Origin of the sequence: Microcoleus sp. Z1_B2, from assembly GCF_036700325.1 — a bacterium.
Classification (GTDB): Bacteria; Cyanobacteriota; Cyanobacteriia; order Cyanobacteriales; family Microcoleaceae; genus Microcoleus.
In genome coordinates this window covers 27700-43741 of record NZ_JAUBOQ010000028.1, presented here as the reverse complement: position 1 = coordinate 43741, position 16042 = coordinate 27700, and the positions used below count along the sequence as shown (strand labels likewise).

Sequence of the window (16042 nt, the reverse complement as noted above, 5' to 3'; positions counted from 1 at the left end):
TAAGGTGATAACACATAATGCAAAAGCAAACAGACGATCTTAATCAGCAGTTAGAATCAGTTCGTTGCAAAATTATTAATTCCTACCTGGCAACTATTGAAGATAGCTTTCGAGAAAACCGTCCCCAACTAAAACTTATCAATTATGGTACGGGTTCTGGAAAAACTCACCAATTGTTTCAAGCGATTTATAAAACCATAGAAGAACATTCAACTATTCAAATAATCGGCATATATGTTGCGCCATTGAGAGAACACTTATGTGTTCCAACTTCAGTTGAGAGCCAATACCAAAATATTCCCGTCTATAAAATAAATTCGTTAGAAATGAAAACGACGGATGAGTATATCAAATTATACAAGGAACTAATATCTTCTATTCTCAAAAACACAAAACTTTGGAGAATTGATAAAAAAGTATGTTCTGAGGAAAAGGTTCAGGAAAATAAACGCAACCTAGAGAAAGTAAAAGAGGTGATTAAACGCCTTGAATATGTAAAAAACACAGGTTTAGGAGATGAGGATTTTAATGATTCTGAAATTACGAGAGCCAGACGGGAACTGAATCATTTAATTGAAAGCTTTTTAGAGTTTTTTATCAAATGTGAATTAGATAAAAGAAATTGTCCTGCTCAATGCTCAAAGTTAATTGAAATATTTTTCCCCCTCCATCTTCTGCAAAACAAATCTGGAATTTTGATGCTCACCTATAATAAATTTGAAACGGCTATTCCGTACTTTATCCACAATGGTACAAAATGGGTAAAGAAAAGCAGTCATCTCGATAAATACGTTATTGAGCATACAGACAACTCCCGAAAGTTTATCCTTGCCTTGGATGAGCAGGAAGATGGCTATCAAATTATGCTAGAGGAGAAGATTGATATTATCTCTCCTGAAAAACTGGCCATCAATAATGCGCTGTCATCTATCAATAGAGAATTTTCGATGCTGTTTTCAACTCAAAACAATGAAAACAGAGATTTTTTAACTTTTGTAGATAAGAATAAGGGAGCTTTTTACGAATTTCAAGAACACTTGGAAAAAGACAAAGTTCTAGAAGAAAAATTGCAAAAATTCGCCCGCACATATCAAAGACTGACTGTTGAGGAGGGAAACTCTATCAAGTTTTTACAACAAATAGTAAAAATTCAAAAGGGGCTTGACGAATCAACGGAAGAAATTGTGGGAATTTTCGAGAATAATGATGAAGAAAATCCCATTATAGTAGATTTTGAAATGTTATCCAGAGTTATTTCAAAATTCGAGAATAATAGAAGTTTGTTGATTCCTCAAAAGCTTTACAATAAAATATGTGATGATTTAATGAACATTTTTGCATACAACAACCTATACATCTACAACCTAGAACCTCTGCAAAAATTGTTTTTAACCAAACCTTCTGGCGGGCACGTCCAAATCACAGAGGAAAAAGTGGCAGATAATACCTCTGTAGCAGAGTTAATTTATGCCATTCTAGCTGTGCGATCGCAAATCAAAACCATCAAAGATTTTCTAGCTAACGTCTTAGATGCTGAAGATTCTCAATCCCGTTCTTTAGAAATTTGGTCGAAACAAATAGCTAAAGTCCAAAAGGCAAGTGAAGAAACTCCATCGCAAAATCAACTGCTAAAATACTTAAATATTGCCTATGTCTATGAAAGTTATAAGTCGATCGTAAATATCAAAGAAATTTCTCGTTATCAAAATCCTAAAAATAATCTGATCGAGCGCGCCCTTAGAGAAGTTTCTATTGGTAGTACGGCTATATTGACTTCGCCTGAATTCAAGATAAATTCCATGTTATGCAATAATAGTAATGTGATTTTTTTGATTTCAGCAACAGGAGGAATTTTAGGAGATTTAAGCACGAGCTATGATATGCAGTATTTCAAAGATAAATTGCGGAATGCTAGTGAATCCGGTGAAAGTTCCTTTAAGGAAATGAGCGAGGAAGAAGTATCGCTTTGCGAAAACATCAGAGAGAGTCGTGAGGCGAAGCGACAGATTGCAGTAAAGTTTTTCGGTGAGGATTTATTGTCTTTCCCAAATAACGCAACTCAAAAAGTTGTGGAACGATTTGAAGAAAAGATTTTAAAAGGTTTTATCGACGATATCAAGCAGGATGGGAATTGGCTGGGAAATTACAAAATCCAAGAACTTCAAAAGTTTATTCGTTTCTTGTTTTACCTGTTTGAGGATGACTCAATTAAAGAAACAATTGCTTTTACTCAAACTCTACGCTGGATTAAACAGTTAATTCAACATTGCGAGCGGCTCAATCATGCTAACTTTATATTTAAGGTGTCACCCAAACATCCAAATATATATTATCTGCAAGTAAAGCATAAGGAATATCAGAGTAAGATTCAGATTAAAATAATTTTGTATGAGGCATCATTCAACAGTCTTTACTGTGACAAAAAAGCTGAGAACACGTATTTGAATGAGCTGGTTGAAAAAGAAGGGGAAAAAATATTCTTCATATCGGCTTATCAATCAGCTTCCAAAGGATTGAATCCTATCATCAAAAACCCTAACGGCAATGAAAAAGATTTCGACTCTTTAGCTTTGTTAATGGACAGTTACTATACAGTAATGGGCCCATCGCTTAACAAATCAAAAGATTCGGGATTATCTATGACGCTTTACCATTTTGCCTTAATGAAAAGTATTGTAAATTTGGGAGAGTCTGATATTGAAATCAAAGATTTCAACCAATACCTCAGCCAACCAGAAGCTGGAGAATTTCGACAGCAGCAACACCAGATTTTATTAGGGAAACAAGTTTTGCAAGCTATCGGCCGATCTGAGAGACGCGATTTTCCAAACCAAGTAGTAAAAATATTTGTTAATGAAGAAACCCGAAAAAATCTAGTAAATTTTTACAGATACCTGGAACGGGAAGAAAAGGAGGAAATTCGGAAATTTTCCGTTAACAACCACAAAGTCTACTTAAGCGTTCGAGAAGAAGAGAAAAAACGAGCGATTAAGGATTATGACGATCATGTTATTGATGAGATTGATGCCACTCTGGCTTTTCAAGAGTTTAGAACACAAATGTTGGAGGAAATCGAGCGCTTTCATCTTAATACACATACTTTTGATATCGCACAAGCGTGGGATGCGTTGCGCGACCCAATTGTTTTCAAGGACCCAGCCAAGTATCTGGAAAAGTTGCGAGATTCAGAGCTATTTCCTGATGATTTTATTGAGTCATTATTCTATCACAACCCAGAACAAGTTGAATTTACGCCATATTTAGCTTCCGAGGAAGAAAGCGGTCAAAAATTCCAGATTATCAGTGATAGCATCAATGGGGAAAAAATCTATTTTTACCAGAAGGGGTTATATCCTGAATATCTAAAAATCAGCGATCGAGGCTATGACTTAGAAGGTAATGAAATTGACTCGCTAGAGCCTTCGACTGATTTAATCTACAGACTGTACAACAAGTTGATCCCCAAACCCGAAGTTTTTAATACTTATATTCCGCGTCCGCATTTCTTTTACGATGTGTTGTATCCCTCACTGGCTGAAAATTTTGTGGAACGCTGGATTCAAGATATAATTTTCAAAGGCAAAGACTGGAAAGCTATAAAATCCACCTATGGTTTTGAGCCATTGCAAGATTTCACAAAGTATCGTAAGCTATACGAGCGGTTTGATTTGTACTATGTCAAGGAGAAGACGCTATTTTGTATTGATGTTAAAGCTTGGAGCGTGGCTTCGGGAAATCGCCTGTCCAAAAAAACCCTGGATAAAACCGAAAAGAAGCTGAAGGCGATTGTTTCAGACTATCCAGAATTTAGCACTGCGAGAGGGTTACTCCTTAACTTGCACGCCGCCCAAGCAAAAAATCAACAACACTCACCCAGGTTATTTTCGGGAAATTTGATTTTCTTTGACGATCGCAATTGTCCAGTACAATCCAATATCCTCACCGAGTTTTTGTTTCCCAAGGAGAAATAAAATGAAAAATAAAATAGCAGCCTTATCAGATATATCGCGAACCAACCAAATAGAAATATTACAAAACCCACAAGAAGTTGCCGAAAAACTGTTTCAGTATCTATTTAAAATGGGACAAGGGATAGAACATTTTCCTCTTAAAAATCGGCTTGCTGAAGATGAAAATTCTGAGAATGAGGATTCACGGGCTAGCTTTTATAAAGAACAGCATAAATACATTAAAAATGAAATAAAAAAAAGGCTGGCTGAACATGGGCAAGAACGGGAAAATTCAGACATTCAATACTTCCTATCCTATACTGGTGGCAAAAAATATGTGTTCTTTTTATCGCCTAATAAAAATCATTCGGGATGGCAAAAGTTATTTACGGCTAATTCTAGCGATCGAGAAAGAATCTTCAACCTCATTTTCAAGTTTTATATTCTGTCTCTAGGCTTATCCGTTGAAACAATAAATGGTTTTGAAGAATTACTATTACTCCATTCGATGAAGCCCATTGAATCAAAAAAATCTCTTTTTGTCTGGGGACATAATTTGTTAATCAAATACAATCCATATAATGTACTAACATTAACCTTGTCTCGAAAATACCGAAAATTCTTATTGCCCAAAGATAAAAAAGATTACAAGACTGTAGATGGTGATAATTTAGGAGAGTTGTTGGTATGCAAAAATAAAAATTACTACTTCGATCGCGATCTAGATGCTCGTCACAAAAATGATATTCCTTTTATGCAATTTGATACAGAGCCCAAAAATTATGACAAGTTCAAAAAAACTCAGCTTTATCATTACCAAAACCTCATGACAAAACTTGAGGGCTTTTTAAGTGAGTGCCAGATTAAATTTAAATCTCTTGATTTTCAGGCTGACCACTACTTAGAAAACCCTTTCATCAAAAACATAGAATCTGTAGAATTTTTAGACATTATTAATAATACTGGAGTCGATTTAGCTGAATCTGACCAACAATTTTTGCAACATTTTCTGAAACATCAAGGGGTATCTACGATCGCATTTTACAATCAGGGAAAAACTGTTAGTACCTATGAAAAAGTAGAATCTGAAGGTGAGGAAGAGGTTTGCTGGAGAATTACTGAATCTATTAAATGGTCAGATATTCAACTCGAATCAGGAAAAAACTATTTGGTTTTCAATAAACTTTTGGAGGAAGAAGCCGGTTCAAGGGCTTACCAGAGAAAAGATGCTCTGTGGTGTCCATCAACAAAAATAGATAATAAATCGTCAGTAGATTTCTATTCACAGTTAAAGAAAAGATTTAACTATTTAGACACAGGAGTTTTTGTTAGCACGCAGGGGATAAATATACCCGAATTTACTGGTGTAGGAAATAATAAATCAGCTTTGGCGGTTCTTAATTATACAGCTCAAATCGATCGAGATAGTCTCCAAAATGATACGAAAGCTTGGACAGAGGGGAAATTATTGGATGTAGAGGGTTATATTTCCTGCTATCTAATAGGACAAGAAGATAGCAAGGAATGGGAAAATTTCTGCGATAAATACAAGATAAAGATTTCCCCAAAATTTCAGAAAGTCTTGATAGAGTTGGGAATTAAGAACTGGATCGCGCAGAGTTTTTCAAATGAGAACTTGGGCTTGCCTATTACTACTCCTCAATCATTTACTGAAAAACAATTTTTTAGTATTTATGTCCGCAGCCCTAGAAACAAGGAAGCTAAAGCGGTTGCGGTAGAATTTCTTTGCAAAGATGGTTGCATATATATAAAAAATGTAATCTACGATTTGAAACAAATAGAATCTAAGTTTCGATTCTTAAAAAAGAAAAAAAATAAGTCAGAAAAATTAATTGACGATCAAAAATATTTTGTAGATGAATCAGAGGATCTGTATATTAGTTGTTATACAGATGATTTTTATACACCAACGTTAATTGGACGGACTGGTATTATTGAAGACTTGGAAAGCGGAGAACTAACAATAGATCGAAAAAACAAAAGTGAAAATAGTAGTAGATTTTTACCTTTGGTATCCCATTACAATAGCGAGATTAAACCTATTAACAGAATCCAAAAGATGATATCTTTGGATTTAAAGAACGAAATATTTATTCAGTATTATGTTCCTCCCGCGCAAAATATCGTAGGAGTGATTAAGAAAGGGTTTAGAGTCTATCATTTGATTGGGAAGAGATATTCAGGAGAGTCAATTCCCACATCTGAGCTGATCGAGCATCCCATCACAGCTTTACATCTTAGTACGCTAACTCACAATGTTTTAAAAATCGGGGAAAACAGTCAATCGTCATTGTTACAAAAAGTAGCACAAGTATTAATTGAAAATTGAAACAAGGCTGAATTTGAATGCTGCTTTCAGAAAAAATCCAGATAGTTCAGCGAGAGGAGAAGCTCATCGGATACACTCACATCTGGTCTGAGGCCGGAGACAAGTATCAACGTCAGCTAGAAGCCAACCTGCTACTTAGAGCCGATCGAGGATTGCGATCGCCCTTTAGACTGGTAACTTGGCCGACCATACGTGCCATAATCAGCCATATTATCTGGTACGCGATCGCCTGGAAATATGGATGCGCTAATCGGCAAAACTTTACAGGGTGGAAAGTACACCCTCGAACAAGAACTGGGACGCGGCGGCTTTGGAATAACTTTCAGGGCAAATCACCGCTATTTAGGACAGCCTGTAGTCATAAAAACCCTCAACGAATCTCTGCGGCAGCAACCTAATTTTGCTGAGTTCGATCGCAAGTTTCAAGACGAAGCGAGGCGGTTGGCTTCCTGCGTTCATCCGAATATTGTCCGCGTCAGCGATTTCTTTGTGGAAGACGGGCAGCCTTACATGGTGATGGACTACGTTCCGGGTCAGAATTTGGGCGATGTAGTCGGTTCAAATAATCCGCTACCAGAAAATCTCGCAATTCTCTACATCACTCAAATTGGCGCTGCTTTAAAAGTTGTTCATCAAAAGGGTTTGCTGCACCGAGATATCAAGCCGCAAAACATTCTGCTGCGCCAAAACACCCAAGAAGTTGTGCTGATAGATTTTGGAATTGCCCGCGAGTTTACTCCCGGTGCAACCCAAAGTCACACTAATATGGTGTCCGACGGCTACGCGCCCCCAGAACAGTATTTCGCCCAAGGAAAATATACGCCCGCCACAGATGTTTACGGTATGGCGGCGACGCTTTACACTTTACTGACAGCACAGGTGCCGGTGGCTGCAATTTTGCGTACCAGTCAGCCGATGCCTTCACCCCGCGACTTGCGGCCTCAGCTAAGTGCGGCTGTCAGTTCTGCAGTGATGCGGGGGATGACAGTAGAAGCTCAAAATCGCCCTGCTAGCGTGGATGAGTGGCTGTCGCTGCTGCACGGGCAGCCTCATGGTGCAGCGTCGCCGAGCACCGGGCCGACGGTGGCGGTGATGCCGGGACACGGGCCTCAGTCGCCGGCGGGTTCCAGAACAGCGCCTGCTGTGGTGTCTTCTGGGCAAGGCAGCCGCAAGGTTTGGTGGATTTTGGGGTTCGTGACGATCGCACTTATTGTGGCAGGTTTTGTCGGTATTGCTAGGGTTTTCCTCAACCGGCCGTCTTCGGAACCCGCACCGGTGGCCCAGGACGATCGCACTTCGGCCCCTGCAGATCCAGACGCGCGCGTGAACCCCGCACCAATTCCCGCGCCGACACCAACGCCTTTCTCGCCGACTCCGAGAGAAACTCCGCCGCCTGCTGCTGAAACTCCAGCGCCTGCTGCTGAAAATCCAGCGCCTGCTGTTGAAACTCCAACACCGGCCCCAGCGCCAACACCAGCGCCTTCTCCCGATGCTGTCGAACCCACACCAACAGAAAAACTTGTTGACAAAGAGTTGCCGCCCGATCGATCGCCCGCACCCAGCGAACAACCGGGAACCAGTTATCAGAAGACTCCCACAATCCCTGGGTATGCCGTTGGTACGCCGGAAAGTCAGATTTTAGCCGAATTGGGAGAACCCACTGACTCTCAAGCGCGGGGCTATTGGCCAAATACTCGCACCGCACTTTACGAAATATTGCCAAATCGGATTACTCTGGGTTACATTTACGATCGCGATTCGGCCCAGCTAGTACAAACAGAGGGTTCTTTTGCTCAGTCTGTGGACGATTTGGTGGTGCGAACCGCCTTAAACGGCATGGTGGGCGGGGCAAACCGGGAGATTTTGCAGGGATTCCGCGACGTGCAGCAGCGCCGGAGTAATCGCTTTACGTTTAGGAAAGGTTCGCTGGAAGGGATAATCGAACGCAATGAGCGCGATCGGATTTACATCGGCGTCTGGGACGAGAACTTGCATTAATTAGGAATTACGCACGGGTGGTCAGAAACCGGGTTTTTGCTCCAAGACTTCGTTAAAGCAGACAAAAACCGCAAAAAACCCGGTTTCTTTAATCCCCAATCGAAAATCCAAAATCTAAAATCTAAAATCGGTTGACGCAACACGAAATATTGTCTATAATTAGAGAACGCACGAGGGGCTGTAATGGTTTCGACAGGGTGGCGAAAGCTGCTCCGTGATGCAGGTCGAGAGGGAGTCTACTCTCGTTAATATCGGCTCAAAAAAAATAGTAAATGCGAACAACATCGTTCCTTTCGCTCGCAAAGCCGTAGCTGTAGCCTAAAAACTTCTTGAGCTTGGTTTAGAGTGTATGCCACCTCACTCCGTTAAAGGTAGCATAACAACCCCCAACGGATGCCCTAGCTAAACGTTTCTAGTCGGCTAGCTAGGAAAGCAATCACTAGAAAATCCCCCCATTTGGGATAAAGATGGTTCCCGCCCCGAGGATTAGAGGGGATAAACCTGTGAACGATCGGAAGGTAAATACCCGCTTTGGACGGCAGTTCGATTCTGCCCAGTTCCATAAAAGAAGTGACGTAAAATCAATGGTTTAAGCCATTTGAAAGCCACTTTATAGCATTAAAAGGGCTCAGAGTTAACTCTGGGCCCTTTTGTTTGGCTCAGATAGCTCAACTCATCCGTGTATCCGTGTCAAAATCCGTGCAGTGCTCTACCTTTTCCCCGCGAGGGGACTGAAATATTTGCTGGTCGTTTTTCAATTGGCGTTCTCACCGCCTTGCAACCGTCAACAGTCAACCGTCAACAGTCAACCATCAACCATAAGTTACCCACCCATTAGCTACGCTGCCGGCTCATATAATTAGAACTTCACCCTGTCTGTGCGTTCTTGGAGCCTGTCGGGCGATATACTATTAGGCGGTAAAGCATTAAAAATCTTTACAAAGACCCCGATTTCTAAGCCTACTCCTACAAAGGACGGGTGAAAAATTATATGCTGAGCGCTCAAAAGCTGGAAAAATGAACCCAGGAATTGACTTACAAGGAAGTTTTGTAGAAGCCCTGATGAATTTGGGCTTACCGGCGGACATCGCCCAAGTGCTTTGGCTACCGCTGCCAATGTTGCTGATGATTGTCGCTGCCGTCTTCGGGGTACTGACTAGCGTCTGGCTAGAACGGAAAATTTCCGCCGCCGCTCAACAGCGGATAGGCCCGGAATTTATCGGCCCTCTGGGAGTGCTAGCACCCGTTGCTGATGGTTTGAAGTTGGTCTTCAAAGAAGACATTGTACCGGCAAAAGCTGACGCGCTGCTATTTACCCTAGGCCCGGTAATTGTGGTGATTCCAGTTTTTCTCTCCTACTTAATCGTGCCCTTCGGAGAGCATATGCTGATCGCCGATATGGGGACAGCAATATTTCTGTGGATTGCTCTTTCTAGCATTCAGCCGATCGGCTTGCTGATGTCCGGCTATGCTTCAAACAACAAATACGCCCTCCTCGGAGGACTCAGAGCCGCCGCTCAATCCCTCAGCTACGAAATTCCCCTAGCTTTGGCAGTATTGGCAGTTGTAATGATGTCCAATAGCCTCAGTACGATCGACATCGTACACCAGCAAGCCGGCTACGGCATTCTCGGCTGGAATATCTGGCGGCAACCAGCAGGTTTCCTGATTTTCTGGATCGCAGCACTAGCAGAATGCGAACGTTTACCCTTTGACCTTCCAGAAGCAGAAGAAGAATTGGTAGCAGGATATCAGACTGAGTACACAGGCATGAAATTTGCTTTGTACTATATCGCTTCCTACGTTAACCTCGTCCTTTCTTGCCTGTTAGTAGCAGTTTTGTACCTCGGCGGCTGGGAGTCCCCGATTCCTGTCGGAGTCCTGACAAATGCCCTAGGATTGAGCGAAACGACTCCTTGGTTGCAGGTAATTACCGGCTTGCTGGGCATTACAATGACCATGCTGAAAGCCTACTTTTTCTTGTTTCTGGCTGTTCTGCTCCGCTGGACTCTGCCGCGAGTTCGGATCGACCAATTGCTAAATTTGGGATGGAAGTTTTTACTTCCCGTTGCTTTAGTTAATTTGCTGTTGACCGCAGCTTTGAAGCTTGCCTTTCCCTTTGCTTTTGGCGGTTAATTCGTAATAGGTAACAGAACAGATAATAGCTAACCTAGAGTAGCTGTTAACTCTCATGACCTATTATCAATTAGCAATTACCAAAAACTCAAGTACAGAGAGAGAACACGATGCTAAAATTCCTCAATCAAGTAGGCGAATACGCCAAAGAGACTCTTCAAGCTGCTAAGTATATCGGTCAAGGGCTATCTGTTACTTTTGACCACATGAGACGCCGCCCGATTACGGTGCAGTATCCTTACGAGAAATTAATTCCTTCCGAACGTTTCCGGGGCAGAATTCACTTTGAATTTGACAAGTGCATCTCCTGCGAAGTTTGCGTTCGGGTGTGTCCGATCAACTTACCTGTAGTGGATTGGGAATTTAACAAAGAAACTAAGAAGAAGCAACTCAAGCACTACAGTATCGATTTCGGAGTGTGTATCTTCTGCGGCAACTGCGTAGAATATTGTCCGACTAATTGTTTGTCCATGACAGAAGAGTATGAGTTAGCCGCCTACGAACGTCACGAATTGAATTATGACAACGTGGCCCTGGGACGTTTGCCCTACAAGGTTACAGATGACCCGATGGTGACACCGATGCGGGAATTCGCTTATTTGCCGAAAGGTGCGATCGACCCCCATGAAGTTTCCTACACCGATCGCCGCGCCGGTCTGCGTCCAGAGGAAATTATCGAAAAGTAAGTCATTAGTCATTAGTCAGCAGTCATCAGTCATTAGTGAAATAACCAATTATTAATGACTGCTAACTAATGAGTAAAAACGAACAATAGAACACTAATAATTGAGGATAAAAAATTGTGAATCTAGCTGAAGGGGTTCAAATTGTTTCATTTGGAATATTGTCCGTAATGATGATTGCAGGAGCACTAGGAGTAGTGCTGTTCTCAAATATCGTTTACTCAGCCTTTTTGCTGTGCGGCGTATTTACCAGCATTGCCGGCTTGTACCTGTTGCTGAATGCCGACTTTGTAGCAGCAGCACAGGTATTGATTTATGTGGGCGCTGTTAACGTCTTGATTTTGTTTGCGATTATGTTAGTGAACAAGCGCGAAGATTTCCGCACAATTCCCAACGCTTGGGTGCGTCAAGTAGCAACAGCAGTAGTTTGCGTAGGCTTGTTTGCGCTTTTGGGTACGATGGTGGTGTCTACTCCTTGGACTATTGTCGCGACGACAGGAGCACCGGCCGAAAGTTCGATCGTCACAATCGCCAAACATTTCTTCACCGACTTTTTGCTGCCTTTCGAGTTAGCATCAGTATTTTTGTTAATGGCAATGGTAGGAGCCATTGTCTTGGCGCGCCGCGATTTCTTGCCAGATGAATTGTCCAACAAGCTATCTGAAACACCAGCTTTTAGTTTGCCGGAAAGACCTCGCGAATTAGTTTCGGCCGGAGATGTGTCTTCGCCAGAATCTAAGTAATATTATGGTGCGCTGAGCGCACCATAGTGTTAGTTTTGTAGTAACTTTAGATTGAGACAAAATCGCAAAATTTATGCAACTGCAACTCCAGTATTTCCTGTTATTAGCCGCCGCACTTTTCTGTATTGGCATTTACGGTTTGATTACCAGCAGAAATGCAGTGCGCGTGTTGATGTCGATCGAGTTGATGCTGAATGCTGTCAATCTCAATTTGATGGGTTTCTCCAATTATCTCGACCCCGTACAAATTAAGGGCCAAGTATTTACCGTGTTTGTAGTTACGGTAGCCGCGGCTGAAGCTGCGGTGGGTTTGGCAATTGTTTTGGCGATTTATCGCAACCGCAATACAGTAGACATGGAAGAATTTAACTTGCTGAAGTGGTAATTAATCAATAGTCATCAGTCATCAGTCATCAGTCATTAGCGACAAACTAATGCAGATTAAAGACTGATGACTAAGGACTAAGGACTAAGGACTAAGGACTAAGGACTAAGGACTAATGACTTCTAGTAATTTCTAGAGTAATTCTACCCCCGAAATCAGGGATGGGGGCAGCAGGTTTCGAGAGTTGTAGTTTAACTTTTTCGACTAACGGTAGTTGTAAAAGCGCTTGAACAATAGTATCTGCTAGGCGTTCGATTAATAAAAACTTCGACTCTTTGACTAGCTTTTGAATCAGAGTAATTGCGCTGCGGTAATCAAGAGTATGTTGAATATCATCACTTTTTCCAGCTTGCGATAAATCCAGCCAGAGAGTAACATCCACTTCAAACCACTGCCCCAAAACTTGCTCTTCCGGCAGATAGCCCGTATATCCGTAACAGCGAATTCCTGTAAGTTGAATAGAATCCATTTTGCAATAAACTAAAAGTGCGTTGTTCTATACCAATTTGTATTAAACCAGATAAAGTTCTCTTTCTCTTCCCTCTCTTTTTTTGCCCTTTGCCCTCTTCCTCTTCCCTCTGCGCCCTCTGCGCCCTCTGCGGTTCAATCACTCTTATTCTATCTTAAATTTCACAACCGTCCTCCTTTCTCCAACTTGTCCAATAAATCCTCAGCAACTTCATACCATTTCCGCCTAACTTCAGCATCTTCTGGCTTTTCTGTCAAGGTACGACCTTGGAATTCAGGATATTTATTGTAATATAATTCATCAACTTTTTGATAGAATATATCTTGCTCAATGTTGAGATTTTTGCGTCGTTTCCCAATCTTTTCTTGACGAATTATCTCTGCTTCCTCTAAAGATGTATCGGGAGGCGGTTGGCGCGAAGAAAATTTAGGTAAATCCGGCAACTTGGGCAATGTGAAACCAGATTTGACTACACTAAAAGCTAAAATTCCCGGTACCAAAATCACACTTAAACTCCCTAGGGTTTTCCAAGGAATTAACTTGAATGTGCTGTTGTGGTTAACAACTTGAGGAGTTTGGTGAACAGGAGTATGATTGCTAGTAGCAGTTTGAGTGGCGTTTTTGAAAGGGCGGCCGACAAAGTTCATTGTCACCATTTGGGAAATTATACTGCCAATTTGAGAGAGTTTTGGATCTTTGAGTGCTTCGCGGACTGCTTTTGCGGATTGGTAGCGATCGCCCGGTTGTTCTGATAACATCCGATCCAATACCGTGGCTAAATTAGGGCTGACACTGACGTGCGATCGCCAATCCCAAGTTTTATTATTGATATCGTACAATTTTTGAGGCTTTTTGCCACTTAGCAATACCAACGCCGTGACGGCTAAAGCATACAAATCGCTAGCGGCAGAAACTTTCCCCAGTCGCATTTGTTCGGCTGGGGAATAACCCTGTTTGCCGATCGCCGTATCCGATTGTCCGTTAAACTGAAGTACGGCATTGGCTGCAATTTGTTTGACTGAACCGAAATCAATTAAAAATGGTAGTTTGTCAGCATCATGCTGAATAATATTATCCGGGGAAATATCGCGGTGAATTAAATTTTTTGAGTGGATGTATTCTAAAACTGGTAAAAGCTGAAATAGCAGTTGAGTAACTTCAGCTTCGCTAAAATTTTTACCTTGCTGCTGGCGCGATATCAATATTTCTTCGTAGGTTTGACCTTTGATATAATCTTGGACTAAAAATAAAGATGGATTCCCAGCCAAATCGGTTCGCAGGAGTTCTCGAAACCGGGGAATTTGCGGGTGTTGGAGGTGGTAAAGCATACTCGCTTCGCGATCGAACAATTCGGCGGCTTTCGGGCTGTGCACCACCGGAGAAAACTCTTTGAGCACGCAATGTTCGTTGTAGCGGTTGATATCTTCGGCGAGATAAGTGCGCCCAAAGCCACCGCGGCCCAATTCGCGGAGGATGCGGTAGCGTTTTTCTAGAGTTGAACCTGGGGTGAGGAGGGAGGAGTTAGACATAAACCACGGCAAATTGTTCGATGTGGGGAGTCGCCGAGCACAGTATAGCTTATTGTAGCTAAGTTTGTTTGAATGCGAGGGAAGGAAGGGCGATCGCTTTTTTTGGGATGGATGAAGGAGAAGCGACACTTTGGTTAAGATTCAGTATCTACAGGATATCGTAGGGGCGGGTTTTACCAACCATCTATGTTATCAACCAAAAATATAATAAACCCGCCCCCACCCAACGACCAATCTAAATCTACATTTTTCGCCTGCGATCGAACATCAGGTTAATTTGGATTATCGGCTGTCTAGGGGCGGGTTTATATAAATTGTTCGTGAACATCAAATATTGTTGGTAAAACCCGCCCCTACAGGCTTTTTTATTGTCGGGTTTGATCGGCTATCGAGGATTTACAAATCCCGATGTGTAAATTCCTTAGCATCTTTCCCCACATAACTAGCCGCAATATGGCCATTTCCAAAAACTCGATACTTATAGGTAATTAACCCCTCTAAACCAACAGGCCCGCGAGGTGGCATTTGCTGCGTGCTAATCCCCACTTCTGCACCGAAACCGTAGCGGAAACCGTCGGCAAATCGAGTCGAACAATTGTGATAAACTCCTGCCGCATCGACTCCATTTAAAAATGTTTCGGCGGCTTCGCTATCTTCGGTAACAATGACATCTGTGTGTCTGGAACCGTAAGTATTAATGTGATTAATTGCCTCTTCCACAGAATCTACTATTTTGATTGACAAAATCAAATCGCTGTATTCTGTAGACCAATCCGCTTCATTGGCTTCGGCAATATTTTCGAGGAGGGCGCGAGTTTTTTCGTCTCCCCGCAATTCGACTTTTTTCTGCTGCAAAGCTTCGGCAACTGCGGGCAGGAATTTGGGGGCGATCGCCCTGTGAACTAACAAAGTTTCAATGGCATTGCAGGCGGCGGGATACTGGGTTTTTGCATCTACAGAAATCTCTACTGCTTTCTGAATATCCGCCGCTTTGTCTGCGTACAAATGACAAATTCCGTCGGCGTGTCCTAACACGGGAATCCGCGTGTTTTCCTGCACGAACCGCACGAAGGAATTAGAACCTCTGGGAATAATCAAATCTACATATTCATCCATTTTCAGCAGTTCGATTGTTTCTTCCCGCGTCGTCAGCAACTGCACGACTTCTGGATTAACCGCTGTTTCTGCTAAGGCTTGATGTATCACTTTTGTCAAGATTTCGCAGGAACGGACTGCTTCTTTGCCACCTTTGAGAATGACGCCATTTCCAGATTTTATTGCCAAGGATACTATCTGAATTAACGCCTCTGGGCGCGCTTCAAAAATAATGCCTAAAACGCCCAAAGGACAGGTGATGCGCTTCAGAATTAATCCTGTATCCAATTCGCGGTGGATTTGCACGACACCGATCGGATCTGGGAGTTTCGCAACATCTCGCACGCCCGCGATCGCACTTTTCAACTTGCTCTCATCCAACTTGAGGCGATCGTACAGCGGTTTCGCAATTCCATCAGCCTCAGCCGCCTTGCAGTCAGCAGCATTCGCCGCCACAATATCCGGCGCAGCAGCTTCTAAAGCTTTCGCAATAGCTTCAATAGCTTGATTTTTGGCCTCAGCGGACAAAACTGCCAATTTTCTAGCAGATCCGCGCGTTTTTTGGGCAATTTCAATAATAGACATGGCAGTAACTTTTAAATAGTTTTGAGTGTTGGGTTTTGAATTTTGAGTTGGGAATTGAATCCGCACAAATAAATTTCGGGGCGGTTTTCAGTTTTAACAATTCTAGAGAAAATTCTATA

At 42.2% G+C, this 16042-nt stretch carries 10 protein-coding genes and 1 other RNA gene; 8 read left to right on the top strand and 3 right to left on the bottom strand.

What is annotated here, in order from left to right; genetic code table 11:
* Positions 1 to 17: 17 nt before the first annotated feature.
* The 8 genes from QT984_RS17645 (at position 18) to nuoK (ending at position 12245) form a co-directional block, all read left to right on the top strand.
* Complete coding sequence (locus tag QT984_RS17645; protein WP_333279169.1) at positions 18 to 3971, top strand: hypothetical protein; 3954 nt, start codon at positions 18 to 20, stop codon at positions 3969 to 3971.
* 1 nt (position 3972) lies between these two features.
* On the top strand, positions 3973 to 6300 hold the full coding sequence (locus QT984_RS17640; RefSeq protein ID WP_333057038.1) for a hypothetical protein: 2328 nt from the start codon (positions 3973 to 3975) through the stop codon (positions 6298 to 6300).
* Positions 6301 to 6537: 237 nt separating this feature from the next.
* A complete protein-coding gene (locus tag QT984_RS17635; RefSeq protein ID WP_333374548.1) occupies positions 6538 to 8298 on the top strand; it encodes a serine/threonine-protein kinase in 1761 nt (586 codons plus the stop codon).
* A gap of 174 nt (positions 8299 to 8472) precedes the next feature.
* Positions 8473 to 8863, top strand: a transfer-messenger RNA (tmRNA) gene (gene ssrA, locus QT984_RS17630).
* Positions 8864 to 9315: 452 nt separating this feature from the next.
* Positions 9316 to 10434, top strand: coding sequence for an NADH-quinone oxidoreductase subunit NuoH (gene nuoH, locus QT984_RS17625; RefSeq protein WP_333374546.1), 1119 nt, complete (start codon positions 9316 to 9318; stop codon positions 10432 to 10434).
* A 110-nt stretch (positions 10435 to 10544) separates the two neighbouring features.
* Positions 10545 to 11120 (top strand): NAD(P)H-quinone oxidoreductase subunit I, encoded by a 576-nt coding sequence (gene ndhI / locus QT984_RS17620; RefSeq protein ID WP_193975265.1) that lies wholly within the window; start codon positions 10545 to 10547, stop codon positions 11118 to 11120.
* A gap of 116 nt (positions 11121 to 11236) precedes the next feature.
* Positions 11237 to 11860: an NADH-quinone oxidoreductase subunit J gene (locus tag QT984_RS17615; RefSeq protein ID WP_333057044.1), complete on the top strand. Its 624-nt coding sequence runs from the start codon at positions 11237 to 11239 to the stop codon at positions 11858 to 11860.
* 79 nt (positions 11861 to 11939) lie between these two features.
* On the top strand, positions 11940 to 12245 hold the full coding sequence (nuoK, locus tag QT984_RS17610; protein ID WP_228042566.1) for an NADH-quinone oxidoreductase subunit NuoK: 306 nt from the start codon (positions 11940 to 11942) through the stop codon (positions 12243 to 12245).
* A gap of 112 nt (positions 12246 to 12357) precedes the next feature.
* On the opposite strand, the gene folB is transcribed toward nuoK, so the two are convergent.
* The 3 genes from folB to QT984_RS17595 all read right to left on the bottom strand — a co-directional run bounded on the left by folB (position 12358) and on the right by QT984_RS17595 (position 15923).
* Complete coding sequence (folB, locus tag QT984_RS17605; RefSeq protein ID WP_333057046.1) at positions 12358 to 12714, bottom strand: dihydroneopterin aldolase; 357 nt, start codon at positions 12712 to 12714, stop codon at positions 12358 to 12360.
* A gap of 161 nt (positions 12715 to 12875) precedes the next feature.
* Complete coding sequence (locus QT984_RS17600) at positions 12876 to 14243, bottom strand: serine/threonine-protein kinase (protein WP_333374544.1); 1368 nt, start codon at positions 14241 to 14243, stop codon at positions 12876 to 12878.
* A gap of 396 nt (positions 14244 to 14639) precedes the next feature.
* Entirely contained in the window at positions 14640 to 15923 is a 1284-nt protein-coding gene (locus tag QT984_RS17595; protein WP_333057048.1) for a glutamate-5-semialdehyde dehydrogenase, read from the bottom strand.
* Positions 15924 to 16042: the final 119 nt, after the last annotated feature.